Consider the following 19,121-nt stretch of genomic DNA (forward strand, 5'->3'; position numbering starts at 1 on the left):
TGGAATCTGCTTCATTCTTGAAACATGTCCATCTGAATAATGCTTCTTTAAAACCAATTCTACGCATTCTAACTTAAATGCATAGTCATACTTTACTTTTCTTTCCATAAAAATGCCCCAAATAGTGTCTAACTTTTTGGGGCATGTTCATAACTGTTCGGCTTTCTTTTTTATATCAAAAGTCAACTATTTTTCTGCCTACTTTGGTATCAATTTTCTTGATTGTTGTATATACAAATATTGTAGTGAAATATAGCATTTATTCAATTTTGATGCGTATCTTTGAGAGAATAAAAAAATAAGCCATTTATGAAAAAAATAGGATTTTTATCATTTGGACATTGGAATAATAATCCAGCATATCAGACTCGTACAGCGGCAGATACTTTATTGCAGTCTATCGATTTAGCAGTAGCTGCAGAAGAAATCGGAGTAGATGGCGCTTACTTTCGAGTGCATCATTTTGCACAGCAATTAGCATCACCTTTTCCGTTGCTTTCGGCTATTGGTGCTAAAACGAGCAAAATTGAGATCGGAACAGGCGTGATCGATATGCGGTATGAAAATCCAATGTACATGGTAGAAGACGCTGGATCTGCCGACTTAATTTCGGGAGGGCGTTTACAGTTAGGTATAAGTAGAGGATCACCAGAACAAGTTATTGACGGCTGGAGCTATTTTGGTTATGAACCAGAAAAAGGAGAAACCGATGCCGATATGGGCCGTAAAAAAGCCTTAGAATTTTTGGATAAACTGAACGGAGAAGGATTTGCAGAACCAAATCCGTACCCGATGTTTCCAAATCCTCCTGGATTGCTGCGTTTAGAACCACATTCTGAAGGATTGAGAGAACGAATCTGGTGGGGCGCCGCGTCTAATGCAACAGCGATTTGGGCTGCCGAAAACGGAATGCATCTTCAGAGTTCTACGCTTAAATACGATGAAAACGGAAAACCTTTTCATGTGCAGCAAGCAGAGCAGATTAGGTTATACAAAGAAGCTTGGAAAAAAGCAGGACATGATCGTGAAGCAAGAGTTTCGGTAAGCCGTTCTATTTTTGCCATAGTAAACGAACAAGATCGATATTACTTTGGAGGACAAGGAAGAGGCGCCGATAGTTTTGGTTATATCGAACAGGATAAAAGAGCCATTTTTGGTAAAAGTTATGCTGCCGAACCTGATAAACTAATTGCAGAATTGGCTCAAGACGAAGCAATTCAGGAAGCAGATACAGTATTGCTTACGATTCCGAATACTTTGGGTGTCGATTACAATGTGCATGTATTGTCTTCTATTTTAGAACATGTTGCTCCTGCGTTGGGTTGGAGATAGGTTTTAAAAAAAAACTGTAAACTAAAACAACTTCGATGCTTTTACTAAACATCGAAGTTGTAGGGTTTATTTTTCGGTTCAAATTGTTTTAAAAATTTATATTATGCTATAATGCATCCCAAGAGGCACTTGGGTAATAGATAGAACTTGTTACTGGAGCTTTCCAATATTCTTGGCTACCGCCACGGAAAGTATGAAGACTTACAGCATTTACATTTCGTTTTGCATTATTAGTCACCCAGCGAATTTTTTCATTCAATATTTCTGTACCATTTACATAATATTTCACGTATCCGTCTGTATTAGATCCAGTATTTAGTTTTACAGATATCTGGCAGTTGTAGGTTACATTTTCTTGTATGTAGTACTTTTTGCCAAAATCATTACCGTATTGTCCAGGCTGATCTCTGTAATACACGTAAGGCTGAAGATACGCGCCACTTCCTTTAGAAGAATTAGATCCATTAGGGCAATACCACATAAATCGGGCACTTCCACCATTTCCGTCCCATGCTGCGTCGCCACCGGTATTCTGGTCTCCAATTAAGATTCCGTATCCGCATTTACCGCCACGGCTCCAATAAAATCCAGAATTAAATCGCATTTGAAACCAAACGGTATAAACGCCAGTAGACCAAACTCCATACGAAGTGCATAATCCTCCCGGACATGATAGCGTATTCGTTTGCAGTGTGATCGTTCTTGCTCCGGCTGTACCCCTTGCTGTAGCACCGCCTTCTAAAGCAGAATTGGCAGAAATAGTATCTTGGGCAGCAACTTGAGGCACTTCTTTTTTAGCAGTTTGAGGCACTTCTAAATCTTGTTCCTTTTCGCAGGAATTAAATACTAGTGCTATGGTAAATAGCAGACTAGTTAATTTTAAGATTCTTTTCATCTTTTAAATTTTAAGGTTAGTAAACAATTAATAGTTAGTAAAATAGTAGTAGTAAGGATTTGATACCGAAAGATGTAAAGTTGATTATTATAAATTTATCGGAGGGGCAATTAAGTACGATTTTACGTATACAATAATCCGCGAAATGAAAAATTTGAAGAAAGTGTCTTGATTTTAGCTTAATTGCTTAATTTTCAATAAAATGGAATTTTTTACAAATAAAAGCGAAGAAAAATTTTTATGAAAATACCAATGAAATCAGGTATTGTTTTCTCTATTTGACATCAGTAAATTTGTCCCAACCAAAAAAGTCAATAATGAGAGAAAATACCACAAATAGTTCTTTATTAACGAAATTGCGATTTTTAAAAAATAAAAGAGTAAGCTTAGTAAAACAAGTTTTTGTCGTAATAATGCTGGTTCCGTTTGCTGCATTTTGCCAAAAAGCAATTGTTCCTGGCAGTAAAGACATCAATACAAAATACATCAAACCGGGAAAATCATTATATACGGTTTATTATGTTAAAGATACCAGCTGGACAAAACAGGGATCATTAACGTATGATTTTACATTAGAGAACAATCAGTTGAAATTGTCGAATGTTTATACGCCAAAAGACAATAGTAGAACTACTTCACACATTTCTGTAGCAGATGCTCAAACGCTGAAACCCATTAGTTATAATGGAGACAGAAAAGAAACAAAATTGAACCTCAGTTTTGATGAGATAATTTCAGGAAATTTTTATTCGAAGAAAACCAAAAAGGATAAAAAACTGAAATTGAACGGTAGCGAGCCTTATTTTGATTTCAACTGGACCGACCATCTAATTGGCACATTGCCATTAGACGTAGGATATAAAGCCCGTTTTCCACAATTCTATTATAATGATGAGTCCAAAGTTTATGTAGAATATTATACGATTAAGGAAGTAAAAAGTTTTAGTTATTACTCTCCAAGAACAGGAAAGCACGATTCTTGGCTGGTAACCGTTTTAGAAGAAGCTTCAGGAGGTATTTATAATTATATCATAAACAAAAAAGACCATCGTCTTTGGCGTCGCGAAATGTCGATGGGCAAAAACATGTGGGAAGTTACAGTTGATGAAGAACTGGATTATCAGCCTATTAAAAATAAATTTGATAAAGAACTTGCAGTTCAACAGATTTCGAAAGGAAACAGTGTTGTCATAGGTACGGCTTATGCACGAGCAGATTCGGGAAAGAGACTAGGTGGTTTGGTTAATATGGCTAAGAAACAATATGCTCCAAGAGGTACCGAAATTACACTTTTTCCAAGTTCTGAGTATTACGAAGAATGGGTAGAAGTCAACAAGAAAATTCGCAAACAAAATAAAATGCCAGAAGTTCCTTTGAACCGTGATTTTGGTTATTCTGTAAAAAAAACCAAAGTGTATGATGACGAAGGACATTTTGAATTCGCAGATCTAATGCCAGGAACTTATGTTGTAATGGCGAGTTTCGATTTTTCTAATTCTTACAATTATTCGTATGTGAGCGGTTATACCAATTATTATAACTATTACGGGTACGCAGGCTCGACTACCAATTATGGTTCGGCAAGACAATACTACACAGACAAAGCAAGAATTGAGAAACGTGTAACTATTGACAAGGATGGAGAAAAAAAAGAAGTCAATTTAAAAGAAATGTAGCGCTTTTTTTGGATCAAAAAATAATATCTACGATTGGTAAAATCCCATTAGAAAGCATTTCCTACAAGTAAACAGTTTTTATTTTAACTCTAAGTAATTAGACCGCGTTCAAAGCGTTTTTATTGTTAATTCACGGTTATTAATTGTTAAAATGCAAAAAAAGTTATGGATTTTAAAACTAATGTAGTTAAATTTGTAGAAGACGCTTTAATGATAAGTGAAAATGTATTTAATGCGTCAAAGATTTTAATAATATCATAAGCCCCAAGATTATGAAAAAAATTACTTTAATGATATGCTTGCTGCTTACAGCTGCTGGTGTACAAGCACAACAAGAAAAAGGAATCATTGGTTATAACAACTGGTTAGACAACTGGACTGAATTTAAACCTCACAAGTCTGATTCTAAAGAAGCAAATCAAATTTTAGCAGGTAACATTACCGTGAATACAAAATTGCTGAAAAGAAATGTCTACATTCTTCAGGGAAATGTTTATGTTACAAATAATGCTGTTCTTACTATTGAACCAGGAACTGTGATTATTGGAGATGCCGCTACTAAAGGTACGTTGGTTATCACCAAAGGAGCACAGATTATGGCCCAAGGACAAGAAACAGATCCTATTGTATTTACCTCAAACAGCAGTATGAGAAAAGCTGGAGATTGGGGTGGATTGGTAATCTTAGGAGATGCTCCAATTAATAAATTTGGTAGTGTAGGATCTTATAATATGGATCTTGAACCTTCTCTTACTGTATACGGCGGAAATAATGAGGCTGGTAATTCGGGTGTGTTGAAATATGTGCGAATTGAGTTTGCTGGTAAAAAAGTAAAAGGAGCAGATAGTTTCAATGCGTTAACAGTGGCAGGTGTAGGAAATAAAACTGTTATTGAGAACATTATGGTGAGCTACTCAGGAGGTGATTCTTTTGCGTTTTATGGTGGAGATGTAAATGCTTCTCAACTAGTTTCTTACAAATCAATTAATGACGATTTCAAATTCACGCAAGGCGCTCAATGCCGTTTATTCAATTCTCTTGCTGTAAGATCTTCTTATTTGTCAAGTAATAAGGATGGTTCTAGATGTCTTGAGGTTAAAGGATATGAAAAGAAAAGCGAAACAGATTTTACTAAAAAATCTACTTTAGTTTCTGCTTCAAACGTTACGATGCTTAACGATAGCGAAAATATTAAGGCTGATATTCAGTCTGGATTAGTAAAAGAAGCTGTATATGTGGCTGAAAATGCTTCTCTAGAATTAAAAAGAAGTGTTGTTTCTGGATTTAACCCTGCAGTTTTACTAGACACTAAAACAGAAATCAATGGAGAAAATCTAAAGAAAATTAAATTTGAAGAAATGTTTTTTAATCAGTGCAGCGGTAACATCTTTAAAGAAGGTACTACTGATAATGCAGATTTAGAAAACTGGTACGGTAACAGCATTTTCTCAAATGTATATTCTCACACAGATAATAAAGAAACTTTTGTTGATGCCTACAACCCAAAAAGACCAGACTTTAGACTTCAATTAGGAAAAATTACTGCTTCAAGTGGTAAATAAAAAATCAAGCCGAAGCTACAGCTTCGGCTTTTTCATTTAAAATTAAATAACGGATAAAAAGACATTCTTTTTGTCTTTTATAAAACCACTCTTTTATTAGCAGTGGTTTTTTTATTTTTGAACTAAATTAAATATTATGAACTCTATATTTTCTGAAAGTAGCCAAATTGGTGTCGTATCTACTTTTTCTGAACTCATTCATACCAATTTCCATGGAGAAATGAATGCCCTTTGCTGGCACAGAAATCTGGATGGCGATTTTAATGAAATTGTAGCTAAGCTGTCTTTAAAAGAAAATATAACAGAAATTTCTACTGAGGATTTAATTGCGCTTCAACTCTCAGAAAAGGGAAATTCAGCAAGAGAAGTAATTTTAAACGATTTGCAATTATTAACAGATTTTGGAGCTTCGCCGTCTCTTAATTTATTGAAATGTTATGAGCGTGATACCGAATTTGATTTCATATCTACCGATGTGTATTCCTTTCATGTAGATCGTTCGCCTATTGCAACAGATACTTTTTTATGTACTTACCACGGAGCGGCAAGTGATATTATTCCTAATTCGCAGGCAAAACAGAAGGTTTTAATTCCAGAAGTACGAGCAAAGTTAAAAGAGCTTCATGATGGACCAGATGAAGAATTTGAAGACTTTTTGAAGGAGAATTATTTTGATTTGCATTATCAAGTAAATGAAGATGCAGAAATTATTAATTTAGAAAAAATGCATTTATGGCGTTTGGCTGTAGATCATCCAAAACAAAAAGTGCTACCTTGTATTCATAGAGCGCCAGTGGAAAATTATGGAGAATATAGACTGTTGTTGATTTGTTGAATGTAATTATATTTTTTGTTTTTCGAAATTGAATTTTTTAGGTAAGTTTTTAAGAAAGTAGTCTCAATACTGCTTATTGAATAAACTACATATTAAAGTTATATTCAACAAGTTCGGTACTGGAAAATCCGAGTTTATCCAAAAAACTACGCACTTTCTTTTTTACTTCTATGTTACCTCCGCTGAATAATATTCGTGTATTTTTACTCAATTTACTTTCTTTAGCAGTGCTAAAATTAAAGATAGAAAATAATTTAATAATATGTGCTTGCGGAAATAAGGCACTAATAATTTGAACAGCCGTTTTTTTAGCAGGCTCTACATCAGACATTTCGTTGCTAAATAAATAATTATTAGTATGAAGAATAATTTTATTATCTATTTTACGGAGTGGCTCTAAGGTTTTCTGAAGATGCTCCCAAGGTAAAGATACAATAAGTATATCTGCATCTGCTGTTTGTTCTAGTATCGATAGTTTTATGTTGCCATCGAGAGTGCCAATTAAGTCTAGAAAGAGCGCATGACCTCTCGGATCGGTTATTGACACTTCAAATCCTGCCTGAGCTGCTCTTGTTCCTAAGTCAAGTGTTGCAGTACTGATTCCAATAATTCCTACTTTCATATATTTCTATTTTTTAAAGTATTTTTTGATATCTAAACAGTCTGTCAAATTCTTCTTAAATGAATTAAGTGAAAATATTAAAAATGTGCCGTATGGAGATAAGTATAATTACCTGTTTTTCTAATCTTTATAATTTTTATTTGTCTAGCCAAAAATTATTTGCCTTTGCAATTGTAGCAAATTCCATTGCGACTGTTTGTCCAATGGCAATAAGCATTCCTGCATCATAAGCATATTCTGAACGCAGCTTTTCTCTTATTTCTGCATCAGGTTGAGTGACTTTAATTATAAGGCGTGCCATTTTGATTGCCAATGCTCTTCCTTCCTCAGGAGTTTTTGTAAGTAATGTATTGCCAGGTATTAAATGAATTGTTTCCATTATTTAGGTTTTTTAGAAGTTAATAAATTGAAATACGATTGGTAAATAATATGGTAAGCGAATTTTATGCCTTAAAAATAAATGTGTCATTAAAGTCTATTTATGATGCATTAGACTATTTCAGTTGTTATATATAGAGAATGTTTTTTCGATTTTACCATATTTCAAGAATATATAAAGTTTAATTTCTTTTAATCTGGACTAGTTATTTTAATAAAAACTGTATCAGTTATAAGATCCAGTTCAAATCTATTTTTGCAGAGCAATAATGCACTAACATAAATAGATAAGCATGTCAAAATTAGATGAAAAAACAGAAGCCGTTAGAGCTATTCACGGCGAACAAAAGAATTTTAGTTCAAAAGATTTCCACCAGACTTTTGCAAGACCGCAATACCACAGACCTTCACATCTTATTCATAAGAATGTAGAAACTGCCGGAGTGCATGACCAATTTTCTACAGAACGCAAACATCCCGTATTTTTTGTAGATCTGCCAAGCAAAAACGTAAGTCTTACGATTGGCGGATTGCTTCCTGACCAAATGACAAACCGACACCGTCATACCTACGAAACGGTGCTTTATGTGATTGAAGGCGAAGGATATACAGAAGTAGAAGATGAGCGTGTAGAATGGAAAGCTGGCGATGCCGTATATATTCCTTCATGGGCTTGGCACAGACATAAAAATCTAAGCAGCACAGAATCTGCTAAATATATTGCCTGCGAAAATGCACCTCAGCTTCAAAACTTGGGCGTAGCACTTCGTGAAGAAGAAGGAAGAGATCTTTAATCTGTACTAATAAGAATTGCAGAAGTCATTACAAAATCCATAAAAATGAAAGAAATACTTTTTAAAGGCGTGATTGCCTATCCGATAACTCCATTTGATAGTAATGAGAGAGTTGATATTACACTTTTTAAAAATCTTGTAGAACGTTTAGTACAAAGCGGTTCTCATGGAATTGCCCCTTTGGGTAGTACAGGAGTACTTCCTTATTTGAGTGATGAAGAAAAAGAAAATATCACCGAAACTACTATTAAACAAGTTGCTGGCCGCGTGCCAACATTGGTTGGTGTTTCAAATCTTACGACAGAAAAAACAATTTATCATGCACAATTTGCCGAAAAATCTGGAGCCGATTCTGTAATGATAATACCGATGAGCTACTGGAAATTGACTGACGATGAAATAGTACAGCATTATGATGCAGTGGCTTCAAAAATTGGTATTCCGATTATGGCCTACAACAATCCAGCAACAGGAGGTGTCGATATGTCTCCAGCACTGCTGAAAAGATTATTAGAAATTCCAAATGTTACCATGATCAAAGAGAGTACTGGTGACGTACAGCGTATGCATTATCTAAGACGGGAACTAGGAGAGGAAGTTGCATTTTATAACGGATCGAACCCTTTGGCTTTAGCTGCTTTTACCGCTGGCGCTACAGGTTGGTGTACTGCCGCTCCAAACCTAATTCCTGATTTAAATATTGGTTTATACAATGCCATTCAAGAAAATGATCTTGAAAATGCACGCGAGCTTTTTTATAAACAGTTAGATTTATTAAAATTTATTGTAGCAAAAGGGCTTCCTCGGGCTGTTAAGGCGGGTCTGAATATTCTTGGAGAAGACGGAGGACATTTGCGAAATCCGCTTAAACCATTAACAGAAGCAGAAACAGCCGAACTGGCTCGAATGCTGCTTAAGGGTAAAAATTAAAACCAAATTACAGCATTAGAAATGATCCAGATTAGGATGATTTAACTCCATTCTGGATCAGCTGCCCGTTAGTAGTCCTAACTAAATTTGTCGTGACAATAAAGTCAAAAATTTAAAAACAAAAAAAATGAAAAAATCTGTTTTTTACCACGCAGGATGCCCTGTTTGTGTAAGTGCTGAGCAAGATATTATTGCTCTAATTGGAGAAGAAAATGTTGATGTAGTACATTTCGGTAACGACAAAAGCCGAATTGGAGAAGCTGAAAATGCTGGTGTAAAATCTGTTCCAGCTTTGGTTACGCCAAACGGAAACGTGCTGCATATTAACTTCGGAGCATCAATGGAAGAAGTTAAAGCTTAATTATATTGCCTAAAGGCATATGTCAATACTGAGGATGGGATGGAGGTGTTAATTAGATATAGCTTGTAGAACCGAAGGCCATCTGAAAGGAAACAATAATAGAAATCGAATTAGGAAATAAAAGAGTCAAACCTATTGATTTGGTTTGGCTCTTTTTATAATAAAAAATATGAAAGTAGCAATTTGGGATACTTACGTCCAGAAGAAAGATGGCAGTGTAATGCATTTTGACATTATTGTGCCGCATTTTGTAACCGATGAATTGGTTATTATAGACAAAGGAAAACTTTATCTTAGTAAAAAAGGGCAGGAAGGCCAGCCGCTCACATCAAAAGAATGCCATTATTGCCATATGGGCATAGCAACAGATGTTATGAAATCTGCTATAAATGCTCAAGGTTATTATATTCTAGAACTTGAAAATTGCAGTCAGTTTTAGAAAAAGGCTATTTTGCTCCGTTCATAACCTGTAGCGCTGTTTCGGGAGATGACAAATATAATTTGTAAAAATCTGCTGTCGCTCCCACATGAATTTCATACGTTTCGCTTTCAAGTGCTTTTTTTAGTTCCAAAGCAACTTCTTGCGGACTAATCCCGTTTTGACCGCCAATATCTTTAGAAAATGATGTATTTACTAAAGGAGGCATTAGTTCAAAAACTTTTACAATAGGTTTTTTATCTTGTTTTTCGAGCGAAATACGCAAAACCTGCGAGTAAGAATGAAGCGCCGCTTTACTGACTGCATATCCGGGTACTGCCATTCCTGGAGAAAATGCCGCTATAGAAGAAACATTGACAAACGCAGCTTCTTGTTGGCGTTGCAACAACGGAAGAAGTTTTTCTGTCAGCCTCACAATGGAAAGGCAATTGGTCATGATCTCTTCGCTTGCTTTTTCGAAAGCACCCGCATTTTCATCTGTAAGCTTAAAAGAATAAGCTAGTCCAGCATTATTAATCACAATGTTTAAATCGGGAAATTTATCATTAAGCTCTGCAGTCAAATTATTTACATCATTAGCATTATTAATATCAGCTACAATTGGAGTTACATTGGGCAGTTCTTTAGCTGCTTTCTGGAGTTTATCGGCTGTTCTTCCCGTGATTATTACTTTATTATCTGCAGAAAATAATCGCGCCATTTCTAAGCCAATTCCTGATCCTCCGCCTGTTATAAGAATTGTGTTGTTTAATGTTTTCATAATTCTAAAAATTAATTAGTTATTTAAGAAATAAGAGTAAAACTTTCAAAGTTTATTAATGTATTCTTTTTGAGTTGCAATCTTTATACCTCTATAATGAAGTGGTGAAAATCGTGGGGTTTCTGGCTTTGAAGGAAATGAAATTTTGTTTAATGTCGTAAATGGCGTTTTTTTTGGCGATATTTAGCGAAAGTCGGCGTTGATAGGCTTTGAAGTTAAGGGTGTCAAAATTTGCTTATATTCGTAAGAGAATCGGAGTTTTAACCAATTAAATTTTTAAATGAAATTTTACCGCATAAATAATTCATTGAATTCTAATGTATTGGGGCATTATCCACAAGTTAAAGATATTCATTATAAATGTGATGTTTGGGACGAACCTAAATTTATAGAGCATAATCAGTTTATACAAATGGACTTTGAACCAATAACAGCAAATGCGGTTTTACATGAAAAATCAAAGATAACAGATTTAATTAATGTCTCAGGAATGGGATTCACTAACAGATTATTAGTAAGCGAAAAGTTAAAAAATATCCTTGAAAGCTATAGAAAAACAGGCATACAATTTTTTGAATCAAATTTAATTTATAAAAATAAAGAAATTGATAATTACTGGATTTTGAATTTTTTTGAGTCTGATATGCATTTTCTAAATTTCAACAAATCTAAGGTTTATTTGACAGAAAACATTTTTGATAAAATAAGAGAGTTGGAAATAAAAAATGTGAATGACTTTCTTAATATGAAAGAAATTATCGAGGATGAGGGGCTTCCGAAAGGTATATTTATTGAGACCTTTACACTAGAGAATACTATAGATGAAGATTTTTTCTTTTTAACAAATGTGCAGGGAGGAGTCACTTACATTGTTTCAGAAAAAATTAGAAATAACGTAGAACAAGAAAATTGTACTGGAATTGAGTTTATGCCAATAGAAATACAATTATCTCAATGGTTACAGGGAGGAGAACGTGAAAAGTTTTATGGAAAGGTTTAATTTTTTTAATTAAAAAAACTTAGCAAAAATAGAATTACTTTAAAATTGAAATTATATCAAGATTGGTCTGTTTTTTATGATATTTAAATTTGAAACTTAAATTTTTATATTGGGATTTTGGCAGATACAATAGAACGAAGCTTTGTGCGATTCCTTTTTTAACTTATCTTCGCTGATTATACATTTCCAAATACATTTAATTCCTTTAAAACCTAATCTGTGAAAGAAAATCATAATGCTGCAGACGAAAATCAGCTAAAACGTGGACTAACTAATCGACACATTCAGTTAATTGCCTTAGGCGGATCGATAGGAACGGGTCTTTTCCTTGGCATCGGTCCAGCGGCCGTATTAGCAGGACCCTCTGTTATTTTAGGATATGCTATTGCCGGAATTATAGCTTTTTTTATTATGAGACAGCTTGGCGAAATGGTGGTTGAAGAACCTGTATCTGGAAGTTTTAGCTATTTTGCCTATAAATATTGCGGTTCTTTTGCGGGTTTTGCATCGGGTTGGAATTATTGGATTTTGTATATTTTGGTCAGTATGGCCGAACTTACAGCTATTGGTGTTTATGTTCAGTTTTGGTGGCCCGAGATTCCGCTTTGGGCATCCAGTTTATTTTTCTTTTTGGTTATTAATGCTTTAAATTTTGCCTCTGTCAAAGTGTACGGAGAAACAGAATTTTGGTTTTCAATCATAAAAGTTGTCGCGATTATTGCGATGATTCTTTTTGGAACTTATTTACTATTAAGTGGAACGGGCGGAGAACACGCTACCATTCATAATTTGTATAACGATGGAGGTTTCTTTCCAAAAGGCTTCTTCGAAAAAGCGGCAAATGGAAATTATCAAGGTTTATTGTCCGCAATGGCTTTAATTATGTTCTCTTTTGGTGGTTTAGAACTTATTGGAATTACCGCTGCTGAAGCCGAAAATCCAGAAAAAAACATTCCGAAAGCAACCAATCAGGTTATTTACAGAATCCTTATATTTTATGTAGGTGCATTGGTTATTTTATTTGCTTTGTCGCCGTGGCAGCAAATTACGACAGACAGCAGTCCGTTTGTAATGGTTTTTCAAAACTTAAACGGAATGGAATTTGAGCTTTTTGGCCACAAGATATTCTTTACAAGCCTTATTGCCAATGTGCTGAATTTAATTGTGTTAACCGCCGCTTTATCGGTATACAATAGTAGCGTTTACAGTAATTCACGTATGCTGTTTGGTTTAGCAGATCAGGGCAGTGCGCCAAAGTTTCTAAAGAAATTGAACAAACATTCGGTACCCGTAAATGCAATTTTAATTTCTTCTTGTTTTGCGGCTATCTGTATTTTAATCAATAAAGTAATGCCAGAAGAAGCGTTCGGTATTTTAATGTCTTTAGTAGTTTCTTGTCTGGTTATTAATTGGGTAATGATTTCGTATACTCACCTTCAATTTAGACGTGCAAAAGATGCAGAAAACACCATAACGAAGTTTGCTTCTATATTTTATCCCGTAAGCAATTATATCTGTTTCGTCTTTTTATTAGGCATTTTAGTCATTATGTGGATGACGAATATGGAAATATCTGTAGAATTGATTCCGATTTGGCTGGGGATTTTATTTGTGTTTTATAAGGTTTTTAAAAAGAAGCAATAAGATAAATTTTAATCAAAATATTTTTAAACGAAAGATAATGCAGTATCGCTTAGAAGTTCCAAAGACTTTACATTTTAGTTCTTTTCGTTACATCAACTTGTTGTATGCTGTTCCTATAATTTTCTTTTTAATTATAGGTTTTGTAAAGTTTTGTTTTTATCTGGATCCCATATTGCAATTACGTTTGCCGGTGTGGCTTTATATGACTACCATAATTATTAGTCTTTTGTTTTTTATCGTGCTTGCTGTAAAGTTGTTTTTTGTGCTGAATCTACGCAGAATAAGTTTGCAAATCGATCACGAAGGATTTGTTATTAACAATAAAAAAAACGATAAAAAGTATTGGAGCGAGGTAAAGTCGTATAATTTCACAAAAGACAAATATGAATCCGGATCAAATAGTGCCGCTTCTACAGTGATTATTTCTTTCGGATTTATGAAAATTTGTATTATTAATTGTTCTACATGGACTTTGTTTAGTAAATCACGCAGAAAAGAAGAAGAGGATGCTTTTTTACAATTTAAACAAGCTGTTGTTTATTTTTGTGATTGAAATGACTGAAGTCTTTTCTAAAGCTATGAAAACCGAATGATCCTTTGCTAGCGCGAGCGTCCCGCTCGTGAACGTAAAGTATTTCTTATATTTGTTCAAAATATATAAATGAGCAGAAAATATAAGTTTGGAGAAAAAATGGGAGCATATTTTATAAGCTTTGCTACTGTTTATTGGATAGATGTATTTACAAGAGAAGAATATTTTGGAAAAATAATTGAGTCATTAGATTATTGTCGTAAGCATAAATCTATGGAAATTTACGGCTATTGTATCATGCCAAGTCACATCCATTTAATTTTCAGATCCAGCAATGGAGATCCTTCAGGTCTCATTCGCGATTTTAAAGGGTTCACTTCCCGAAAAATGCTCAAAACAATTGAAGAGAATCCGCAAGAAAGTAGAAAAGAATGGATGCTATGGATGTTTGAAAGAGCTGGCAAAAAAAACAGCAATGTAAAATTTAGACAATTTTGGCAACAGAATAATCATCCTATCGAAATTTGGTCTCTAAAAGTTTTTGAGCAGAAATTAAATTATATTCATAATAATCCTCTGGAAACAGGTTTCGTTACTAATCCTGTAGATTGGAAATATAGTTCAGCAAGGAATTATGGCGATAATGATCAAACTGTTTTAGAAATTGATATTAATTGATAATCGTTGCGGGCACGAGCGGGACGCTCGCGCTAGCGTAGTGATTGAAATTTACTGAAGTCTTTTCTAAAGCTATGAAAGTCGAATGATCAAACTGTTTTACCCCGCTAGCGCGAGCGTCCCGCTCGTGAACGTAAAGTATTTCTTATTCATAATCGTTGCGGGCACGAGCGCGACGCTCGCGCTAGCGGAGGAGACGATTGCGCTAGCGGAGTCAGCTTACATATCAACTAAAGCTAATTAATCTAAACATCATCGTATCCTGGGAATTTTTTAATTATCAAAGCCCTTAATCTTTCCTTATTTGAGTCTCCCCATTGACCTAAAGAGCCAATTATAGGAATTAAACTTTCGCCAAATTCTGTTAAGCTGTATTCTACTTTTGGTGGCACTACAGGATATATTTTCCTTACAACAAGTTCATGTTCCTCCAGTTCATTAAGCTGAATATTCAATACTCTTCGCGAGGCATCTGGAATTTTTCGCTGTAATTCGCTTGGTCTTTTATGCCCTTCATTGATAAACCATAGCAGGCGTATTTTCCATTTACCGTATAATACTTCACCTATCAGGTCAAGTCCACAGTTTAAATTTGGTATTGTTTTTCGTTCGTACATATTGTAAAAGTACTAGTATGTATTGATTTGCACAATAGGGGAAAAATTTTTCCCTATGTGAATCGTATTTCCGTACTTGTGAGAAAGTTCCTTAGTCCTGAAATTTGTACAAAACAAATTAAGATGAAACAAGAAATAAATTATCAGAACGAGTTATCGGGCAAAATTGCTCTGGTAACAGGAGGAACAAAAGGAGCGGGCAGAGCTATTGCCCAGCGTTTAAAAGATGCAGGTGCTACCGTTATTATCATTGCAAGAAACCAGCCAGAAATACCCGATGCGGGTTTGCATTTTATTTCGGCAGATTTAAGTAAAGGCGATACAGCTGATAAAACAGCTGCCGAAGTATTCGAAAAATTTGGCAGACTTGATATTCTTGTAAACAATCTTGGAGCATCTGAAACTCCTGGCGGTGGATTTGCTGCTCTAACCAACAAAGACTGGGAAGAAACGCTACAGGCAAATTTATTAGCTCCAGTTCGATTAGATCGAGCATTTTTGCCTAAAATGCTAGAAAACAAAAACGGCGTTATTATCCACATCGCATCGATTCAAGGAAAACTGCCTTTATATGATTCCACTCTTCCTTATGCCGCCGCAAAAGCAGGGCTAATAAATTATAGTAAAGGTCTATCAAAAGAGGTTTCATCAAAAGGTGTACGTGTGCTGACTGTTTCTCCCGGATGGATTATGACCGAGGCATCAGTAAGAATGATGGAGCGTATTTCTGAAAGCAGCAATGTATCTCTTGAAGAGGCAGAAAAAAGTGTCATGGATGCTTTGGGAGGAATACCATACGGAAGACCTGCAAAACCTGAAGAGGTTGCTGAATTTGTAGGTTTCTTGGTTTCTCCCAGAGCTGGCTACCTTACAGGTACGGAATATGTGATTGACGGAGGTACAATTCCAACAATTTGATTAGAGAAAACTGCTAAATTATTAATATTAAAATAGACAGATTATGAACTTACCATTAGTAATACAAGATTTAGTAAACGCACAGAATAGTTTTAACAGCACTCATTTTGCTGATTGTTTTTCAGAAACAGCAGTAGTTTTTGATGAAGGAAAAAATTATACAGGAAAAGCGGAAATAAGAAACTGGATAGAAAAAGCCTCTAAAGAATACAAAGCGGTAATGAAACCCATTAGTTTTGAAGGTGATTTTAAAAACGCGAGTTTGAAAGCCGAAGTATCAGGAACATTTCCTGGAAGTCCTTTAGTTTTGACCTATAATTTTGAGCTTGAAGCAGAGCATATCCAATCATTGGAGATCCATTAAAAAACTGAAAAGTTATATATCTTTACTCAGCTTTCTGAGTTAAATTAGGATATATTAAACCATGATAAAAAGAGCTTTCTATAAAGCTCTTTTTTTATGTTTTCAACCTTACTGATTTTATTATGAATATTACAATTCACTAAGAATAGATTGAGTGATAAAAAGTGAAGCTGCTTCACAGAAATCAAGCCCCGAATAATCTGGATTGAATCCTCCTATATAAGGTACCGCCATGATATAAATATTAGGGTTGTATGCGCCATACTGATCAATAATCTGGTAATTGTCATTAATCGCAATTCCAGAAACTTGTAAGAAGCTATTGCCATCATTATCCCTTTCAACAACATGACCGTTTTTTTCTGCTTGCTCCGCCATATCGTTAGACTTGAATTTTAATCGGGCAGGGCTAACGGCCTTTTGAGAAAGAAGAGTCTTAAACGGAAAATCGTCAAAAGACAAATGTGGCTGTCCGATACAATCAACAAAAGTGTTGAAATATACAGATTGGAGATCTCCGTTTTCATTTTCATACTTGTACAGTATACCGCCGCCGTTCTGAGGTTCAACGGTGCTGTTATTACCAACAGAAACCATATCCAGTACATCAGCATGATAAAGCGCCAGAAGTTCTTCACATGATTTCTGTGGCACAAAGGCTATAACAATTGAAATTAGAGGCATCAGTACTTTCTGTAGTCGTTGCATATCTTCTGCAGAAAGATACTTGGCGGGATGATTCATTGCAAAACTCAGTACGGCAAGCATTTCTTTCCAGTAAATAGATTCCTGTCTTTTTATCGATTTCTCTGCCTGTGCATATTCTGCTTTTAAAAGCTGAAAGGGATCTAGACGTTCTCGTAGTTCCATCATTTCTTCTACAAATTCTTCAATGGAAAGATTTTTGATTCGCTCATAAAATTCTGGATCTTTTTCGCGAAAAACTTCTTTAAAATTGTTTTTGAAAACAAAATCAAGTGATAAGAAGCCATCATTATTTTTGCGATGTTCTTCTATTTCTTCATTGGTCAGCAAAGAATCATTGGATAAATGTGAATCTTCTAAATGAAAACGCACCGCTGGAAGCATCCCATTTCTGGAGTGAATAATTAATTTAAAATCTGGACAATCTTCTGCTTTTTCGTAAATAATAATTCCATCTTCTTTTTTAATGAATTTTCCATTATTTCGTGCAAGTGTCCTAATGGCATCAATTGCAGTAAGCGATGAACCTCTGACCGCAATGGGGTGATTCAATTTAATGGCTAGCTTTGATGGTGGGTAAGGTGCATCAAAATAACCTTTTACCTTACCTTCGTAACGTTTCGGCCAGTTATGACCAGTACATATTACCGCAAAATCAAATTCAGTTTTGTAATCTGGAGTTTCTATAGTAACACTTTCATCATCTTTATTGTAGATAATGTCGTTTACATTAGTATTATAATAAATAGTTGTAGAAATTCCTTTCAAAGCAGCGATTTCCTGAAGGAGTTCAAATTGAGAAGAAAGATAATAGCCAAATAAGATTCTAGGCAGTACTTTATATTCGTTAAAATTATCTGGATTTATATTAAATCTTTCTAATAAATCTGCAGGTGCGGTTTGAATCCACTCCTCAATTGAATTTACAATCTGCGGAATTTCATTGTCTGACACATTCGTTACATGTTCTTCATTTGAGCCTTCGCTACTGTATGGCATTCCTGCACCAAGCATGCTTTTTCTTTCATATATAGTAATTTCCAGATCTGTACTGCCAGATTCTACCAATCTTTTATAAAGAAATAATCCGCTTGGTCCGCCTCCTATAATAGCAATTTTTTTCTTGTATGTATTTTTCTGCATGAATATATTTTTAAGATCGAATTTAATTTTCTTTTATGCAGGATACTTATAAAATTATTAAGTATTTGTTGTAAAATTTCCCTTTGAAACAAAAGCTTTTACTCTATTTTAATATTTAAAGTGTCTAGTGAACTTGGACCTTTGCTATCTCCTTTCTTTATAACAGACATAGTGCCGTTTATTTCCATGATCACAGCTTTTACATCGTGGATTTGATCAATGCCCGCAACTCTTATCGCCGCGTAAATTTCATCTTTCGTAATAGCTTCCTTTTTCATTGTTTCTTCAATAAATTTATTATTATAGAAGACGGGGTGCGGAACTGCATTCATTATTTTCTCCATTTTAGAAGAGGATCTTGCAAGCCATGCAAAAACATACTGCAGGATAATGATCAGTAATAAAACAGCAACTCCCTCTGTCATAGGAATTATTGCTAGCATAATATCTGAAAGGGTAGATCCCAGTGCAATTGAAACAATGAAATCAAAAGCACTTAGTTTAGCAAGTGTTCTTTTGCCCGAAATACGTACAAAAATAAAAAGAGTAACAAAAGCTGTTACTGTGGTAATGGTAACTCTGCCAATGCTTTGCCAGTCTTCAAAAAATAAATCTGCCATCGTATAATTTTTAAATCTTTAAACATTTGATTTTTTTATCTAAATGCAATTAAATTTAGCTTATAATTCAAAAAAAATAGGGCCTGAACGATTTAGTTACAGGCCCAATTCTTTTCTATCTCACTGATCAGTCAATTTTATAACCGTCGTCACTGAAAGTGTCTGGTTCGCCTTGTGCTAGGCCATTATCTTCCTCAGAGTTATTTTCATCATATTTTCTGTCGGCTTCTTTCTCGCGATTTTCTTCTTTTAAATCATTTTGATATTTGCTGATTGAATTGTCTGCTATCATAACTATTATCTTTTAAGTGCTTGT

At 34.7% G+C, this 19,121-nt stretch carries 21 protein-coding genes; 13 read left to right on the top strand and 8 right to left on the bottom strand.

Going from position 1 to position 19,121, the window contains the following annotated elements; all coding sequences use genetic code 11:
* Window positions 1-309 precede the first annotated feature (309 nt).
* A complete protein-coding gene (locus tag EG814_RS07320; protein ID WP_125720435.1) occupies window positions 310-1,332 on the top strand; it encodes an LLM class flavin-dependent oxidoreductase in 1,023 nt (340 codons plus the stop codon).
* 106 nt (window positions 1,333-1,438) lie between these two features.
* Here the strand turns inward: EG814_RS07320 and EG814_RS07325 are convergent, their stop codons facing one another.
* The gene (locus EG814_RS07325) at window positions 1,439-2,227 is read right to left on the bottom strand and encodes a polysaccharide lyase (protein WP_125720437.1); all 789 of its coding nucleotides are present in this window, start codon (window positions 2,225-2,227) and stop codon (window positions 1,439-1,441) included.
* Window positions 2,228-2,544: 317 nt separating this feature from the next.
* Between EG814_RS07325 and EG814_RS07330 the strand changes: the two genes are divergently transcribed.
* The 3 genes from EG814_RS07330 to EG814_RS07340 all read left to right on the top strand — a co-directional run bounded on the left by EG814_RS07330 (window position 2,545) and on the right by EG814_RS07340 (window position 6,300).
* Window positions 2,545-3,903, top strand: a complete 1,359-nt coding sequence (locus tag EG814_RS07330) for a DUF3108 domain-containing protein (RefSeq protein ID WP_235830925.1) — start codon at window positions 2,545-2,547, stop codon at window positions 3,901-3,903.
* A gap of 272 nt (window positions 3,904-4,175) precedes the next feature.
* A complete protein-coding gene (locus tag EG814_RS07335; RefSeq protein WP_125720439.1) occupies window positions 4,176-5,465 on the top strand; it encodes a hypothetical protein in 1,290 nt (429 codons plus the stop codon).
* Window positions 5,466-5,601: 136 nt separating this feature from the next.
* Entirely contained in the window at window positions 5,602-6,300 is a 699-nt protein-coding gene (locus EG814_RS07340) for a DUF1826 domain-containing protein (RefSeq protein WP_125720442.1), read from the top strand.
* An 85-nt stretch (window positions 6,301-6,385) separates the two neighbouring features.
* Here the strand turns inward: EG814_RS07340 and EG814_RS07345 are convergent, their stop codons facing one another.
* Together EG814_RS07345 and EG814_RS07350 are read right to left on the bottom strand one after the other, a co-directional pair.
* A complete protein-coding gene (locus EG814_RS07345) occupies window positions 6,386-6,922 on the bottom strand; it encodes an NAD(P)-binding domain-containing protein (RefSeq protein ID WP_125720444.1) in 537 nt (178 codons plus the stop codon).
* Window positions 6,923-7,058: 136 nt separating this feature from the next.
* Window positions 7,059-7,301 (bottom strand): hexameric tyrosine-coordinated heme protein, encoded by a 243-nt coding sequence (locus tag EG814_RS07350; RefSeq protein WP_125720446.1) that lies wholly within the window; start codon window positions 7,299-7,301, stop codon window positions 7,059-7,061.
* A 292-nt stretch (window positions 7,302-7,593) separates the two neighbouring features.
* Here EG814_RS07350 and EG814_RS07355 point away from each other — a divergent pair, with 292 nt between their 5' ends.
* From EG814_RS07355 to EG814_RS07370, 4 genes are all read left to right on the top strand, one after another.
* Window positions 7,594-8,094 carry a cupin domain-containing protein gene (locus EG814_RS07355; RefSeq protein ID WP_125720448.1) on the top strand — a complete coding sequence of 167 codons (501 nt, stop codon included), beginning with the start codon at window positions 7,594-7,596 and terminating at the stop codon, window positions 8,092-8,094.
* A 45-nt stretch (window positions 8,095-8,139) separates the two neighbouring features.
* The gene (locus EG814_RS07360) at window positions 8,140-9,024 is read left to right on the top strand and encodes a dihydrodipicolinate synthase family protein (RefSeq protein WP_125720450.1); all 885 of its coding nucleotides are present in this window, start codon (window positions 8,140-8,142) and stop codon (window positions 9,022-9,024) included.
* 127 nt (window positions 9,025-9,151) lie between these two features.
* Window positions 9,152-9,385, top strand: coding sequence for a thioredoxin domain-containing protein (locus tag EG814_RS07365; RefSeq protein WP_125720452.1), 234 nt, complete (start codon window positions 9,152-9,154; stop codon window positions 9,383-9,385).
* A 169-nt stretch (window positions 9,386-9,554) separates the two neighbouring features.
* Entirely contained in the window at window positions 9,555-9,824 is a 270-nt protein-coding gene (locus EG814_RS07370; protein ID WP_125720454.1) for a DUF2024 family protein, read from the top strand.
* 7 nt (window positions 9,825-9,831) lie between these two features.
* Here EG814_RS07370 and EG814_RS07375 read toward each other — a convergent pair whose 3' ends face one another.
* Complete coding sequence (locus tag EG814_RS07375) at window positions 9,832-10,584, bottom strand: SDR family oxidoreductase (RefSeq protein ID WP_125720456.1); 753 nt, start codon at window positions 10,582-10,584, stop codon at window positions 9,832-9,834.
* Between the two features lie 280 nt (window positions 10,585-10,864).
* Between EG814_RS07375 and EG814_RS07380 the strand changes: the two genes are divergently transcribed.
* From EG814_RS07380 to EG814_RS07390, 3 genes are all read left to right on the top strand, one after another.
* On the top strand, window positions 10,865-11,584 hold the full coding sequence (locus EG814_RS07380) for an imm11 family protein (RefSeq protein ID WP_125720458.1): 720 nt from the start codon (window positions 10,865-10,867) through the stop codon (window positions 11,582-11,584).
* A gap of 219 nt (window positions 11,585-11,803) precedes the next feature.
* Window positions 11,804-13,228, top strand: a complete 1,425-nt coding sequence (locus EG814_RS07385; protein ID WP_125720459.1) for an amino acid permease — start codon at window positions 11,804-11,806, stop codon at window positions 13,226-13,228.
* 661 nt (window positions 13,229-13,889) lie between these two features.
* A complete protein-coding gene (locus tag EG814_RS07390) occupies window positions 13,890-14,438 on the top strand; it encodes an REP-associated tyrosine transposase (protein ID WP_125720461.1) in 549 nt (182 codons plus the stop codon).
* Window positions 14,439-14,683: 245 nt separating this feature from the next.
* Here EG814_RS07390 and EG814_RS07395 read toward each other — a convergent pair whose 3' ends face one another.
* Window positions 14,684-15,055 carry a winged helix-turn-helix transcriptional regulator gene (locus EG814_RS07395; RefSeq protein ID WP_125720463.1) on the bottom strand — a complete coding sequence of 124 codons (372 nt, stop codon included), beginning with the start codon at window positions 15,053-15,055 and terminating at the stop codon, window positions 14,684-14,686.
* 123 nt (window positions 15,056-15,178) lie between these two features.
* Here EG814_RS07395 and EG814_RS07400 point away from each other — a divergent pair, with 123 nt between their 5' ends.
* Both EG814_RS07400 and EG814_RS07405 read left to right on the top strand, forming a co-directional pair.
* Window positions 15,179-15,973, top strand: a complete 795-nt coding sequence (locus EG814_RS07400; protein WP_235830926.1) for an SDR family oxidoreductase — start codon at window positions 15,179-15,181, stop codon at window positions 15,971-15,973.
* A 43-nt stretch (window positions 15,974-16,016) separates the two neighbouring features.
* A complete protein-coding gene (locus EG814_RS07405; RefSeq protein ID WP_125720464.1) occupies window positions 16,017-16,337 on the top strand; it encodes a nuclear transport factor 2 family protein in 321 nt (106 codons plus the stop codon).
* A 129-nt stretch (window positions 16,338-16,466) separates the two neighbouring features.
* On the opposite strand, the gene EG814_RS07410 is transcribed toward EG814_RS07405, so the two are convergent.
* From EG814_RS07410 to EG814_RS20970, 3 genes are all read right to left on the bottom strand, one after another.
* Window positions 16,467-18,185, bottom strand: coding sequence for an FAD/NAD(P)-binding protein (locus tag EG814_RS07410; RefSeq protein WP_125720466.1), 1,719 nt, complete (start codon window positions 18,183-18,185; stop codon window positions 16,467-16,469).
* Between the two features lie 98 nt (window positions 18,186-18,283).
* The gene (locus tag EG814_RS07415; protein ID WP_125720468.1) at window positions 18,284-18,805 is read right to left on the bottom strand and encodes a DUF421 domain-containing protein; all 522 of its coding nucleotides are present in this window, start codon (window positions 18,803-18,805) and stop codon (window positions 18,284-18,286) included.
* A gap of 127 nt (window positions 18,806-18,932) precedes the next feature.
* Window positions 18,933-19,097 (bottom strand): hypothetical protein, encoded by a 165-nt coding sequence (locus EG814_RS20970; protein ID WP_164515290.1) that lies wholly within the window; start codon window positions 19,095-19,097, stop codon window positions 18,933-18,935.
* Between the last annotated feature and the right edge of the window lie 24 nt (window positions 19,098-19,121).

The sequence above is a fragment of the Flavobacterium ustbae genome (assembly GCF_003946915.1).
GTDB classification, from domain to species: domain Bacteria; phylum Bacteroidota; class Bacteroidia; order Flavobacteriales; family Flavobacteriaceae; genus Flavobacterium; species Flavobacterium ustbae.

Coding starts and splice junctions, on each gene's coding strand:
- EG814_RS07320 (WP_125720435.1), top strand. CDS start 310: ATGAAAAAAATAGGATTTTTATCATTTGGACATTGGAATAATAATCCA.
- EG814_RS07325 (WP_125720437.1), bottom strand. CDS start 2,227: ATGAAAAGAATCTTAAAATTAACTAGTCTGCTATTTACCATAGCACTA.
- EG814_RS07330 (WP_235830925.1), top strand. CDS start 2,545: ATGAGAGAAAATACCACAAATAGTTCTTTATTAACGAAATTGCGATTT.
- EG814_RS07335 (WP_125720439.1), top strand. CDS start 4,176: ATGAAAAAAATTACTTTAATGATATGCTTGCTGCTTACAGCTGCTGGT.
- EG814_RS07340 (WP_125720442.1), top strand. CDS start 5,602: ATGAACTCTATATTTTCTGAAAGTAGCCAAATTGGTGTCGTATCTACT.
- EG814_RS07345 (WP_125720444.1), bottom strand. CDS start 6,922: ATGAAAGTAGGAATTATTGGAATCAGTACTGCAACACTTGACTTAGGA.
- EG814_RS07350 (WP_125720446.1), bottom strand. CDS start 7,301: ATGGAAACAATTCATTTAATACCTGGCAATACATTACTTACAAAAACT.
- EG814_RS07355 (WP_125720448.1), top strand. CDS start 7,594: ATGTCAAAATTAGATGAAAAAACAGAAGCCGTTAGAGCTATTCACGGC.
- EG814_RS07360 (WP_125720450.1), top strand. CDS start 8,140: ATGAAAGAAATACTTTTTAAAGGCGTGATTGCCTATCCGATAACTCCA.
- EG814_RS07365 (WP_125720452.1), top strand. CDS start 9,152: ATGAAAAAATCTGTTTTTTACCACGCAGGATGCCCTGTTTGTGTAAGT.
- EG814_RS07370 (WP_125720454.1), top strand. CDS start 9,555: ATGAAAGTAGCAATTTGGGATACTTACGTCCAGAAGAAAGATGGCAGT.
- EG814_RS07375 (WP_125720456.1), bottom strand. CDS start 10,584: ATGAAAACATTAAACAACACAATTCTTATAACAGGCGGAGGATCAGGA.
- EG814_RS07380 (WP_125720458.1), top strand. CDS start 10,865: ATGAAATTTTACCGCATAAATAATTCATTGAATTCTAATGTATTGGGG.
- EG814_RS07390 (WP_125720461.1), top strand. CDS start 13,890: ATGAGCAGAAAATATAAGTTTGGAGAAAAAATGGGAGCATATTTTATA.
- EG814_RS07395 (WP_125720463.1), bottom strand. CDS start 15,055: ATGTACGAACGAAAAACAATACCAAATTTAAACTGTGGACTTGACCTG.
- EG814_RS07400 (WP_235830926.1), top strand. CDS start 15,179: ATGAAACAAGAAATAAATTATCAGAACGAGTTATCGGGCAAAATTGCT.
- EG814_RS07405 (WP_125720464.1), top strand. CDS start 16,017: ATGAACTTACCATTAGTAATACAAGATTTAGTAAACGCACAGAATAGT.
- EG814_RS07410 (WP_125720466.1), bottom strand. CDS start 18,185: ATGCAGAAAAATACATACAAGAAAAAAATTGCTATTATAGGAGGCGGA.
- EG814_RS07415 (WP_125720468.1), bottom strand. CDS start 18,805: ATGGCAGATTTATTTTTTGAAGACTGGCAAAGCATTGGCAGAGTTACC.
- EG814_RS20970 (WP_164515290.1), bottom strand. CDS start 19,097: ATGATAGCAGACAATTCAATCAGCAAATATCAAAATGATTTAAAAGAA.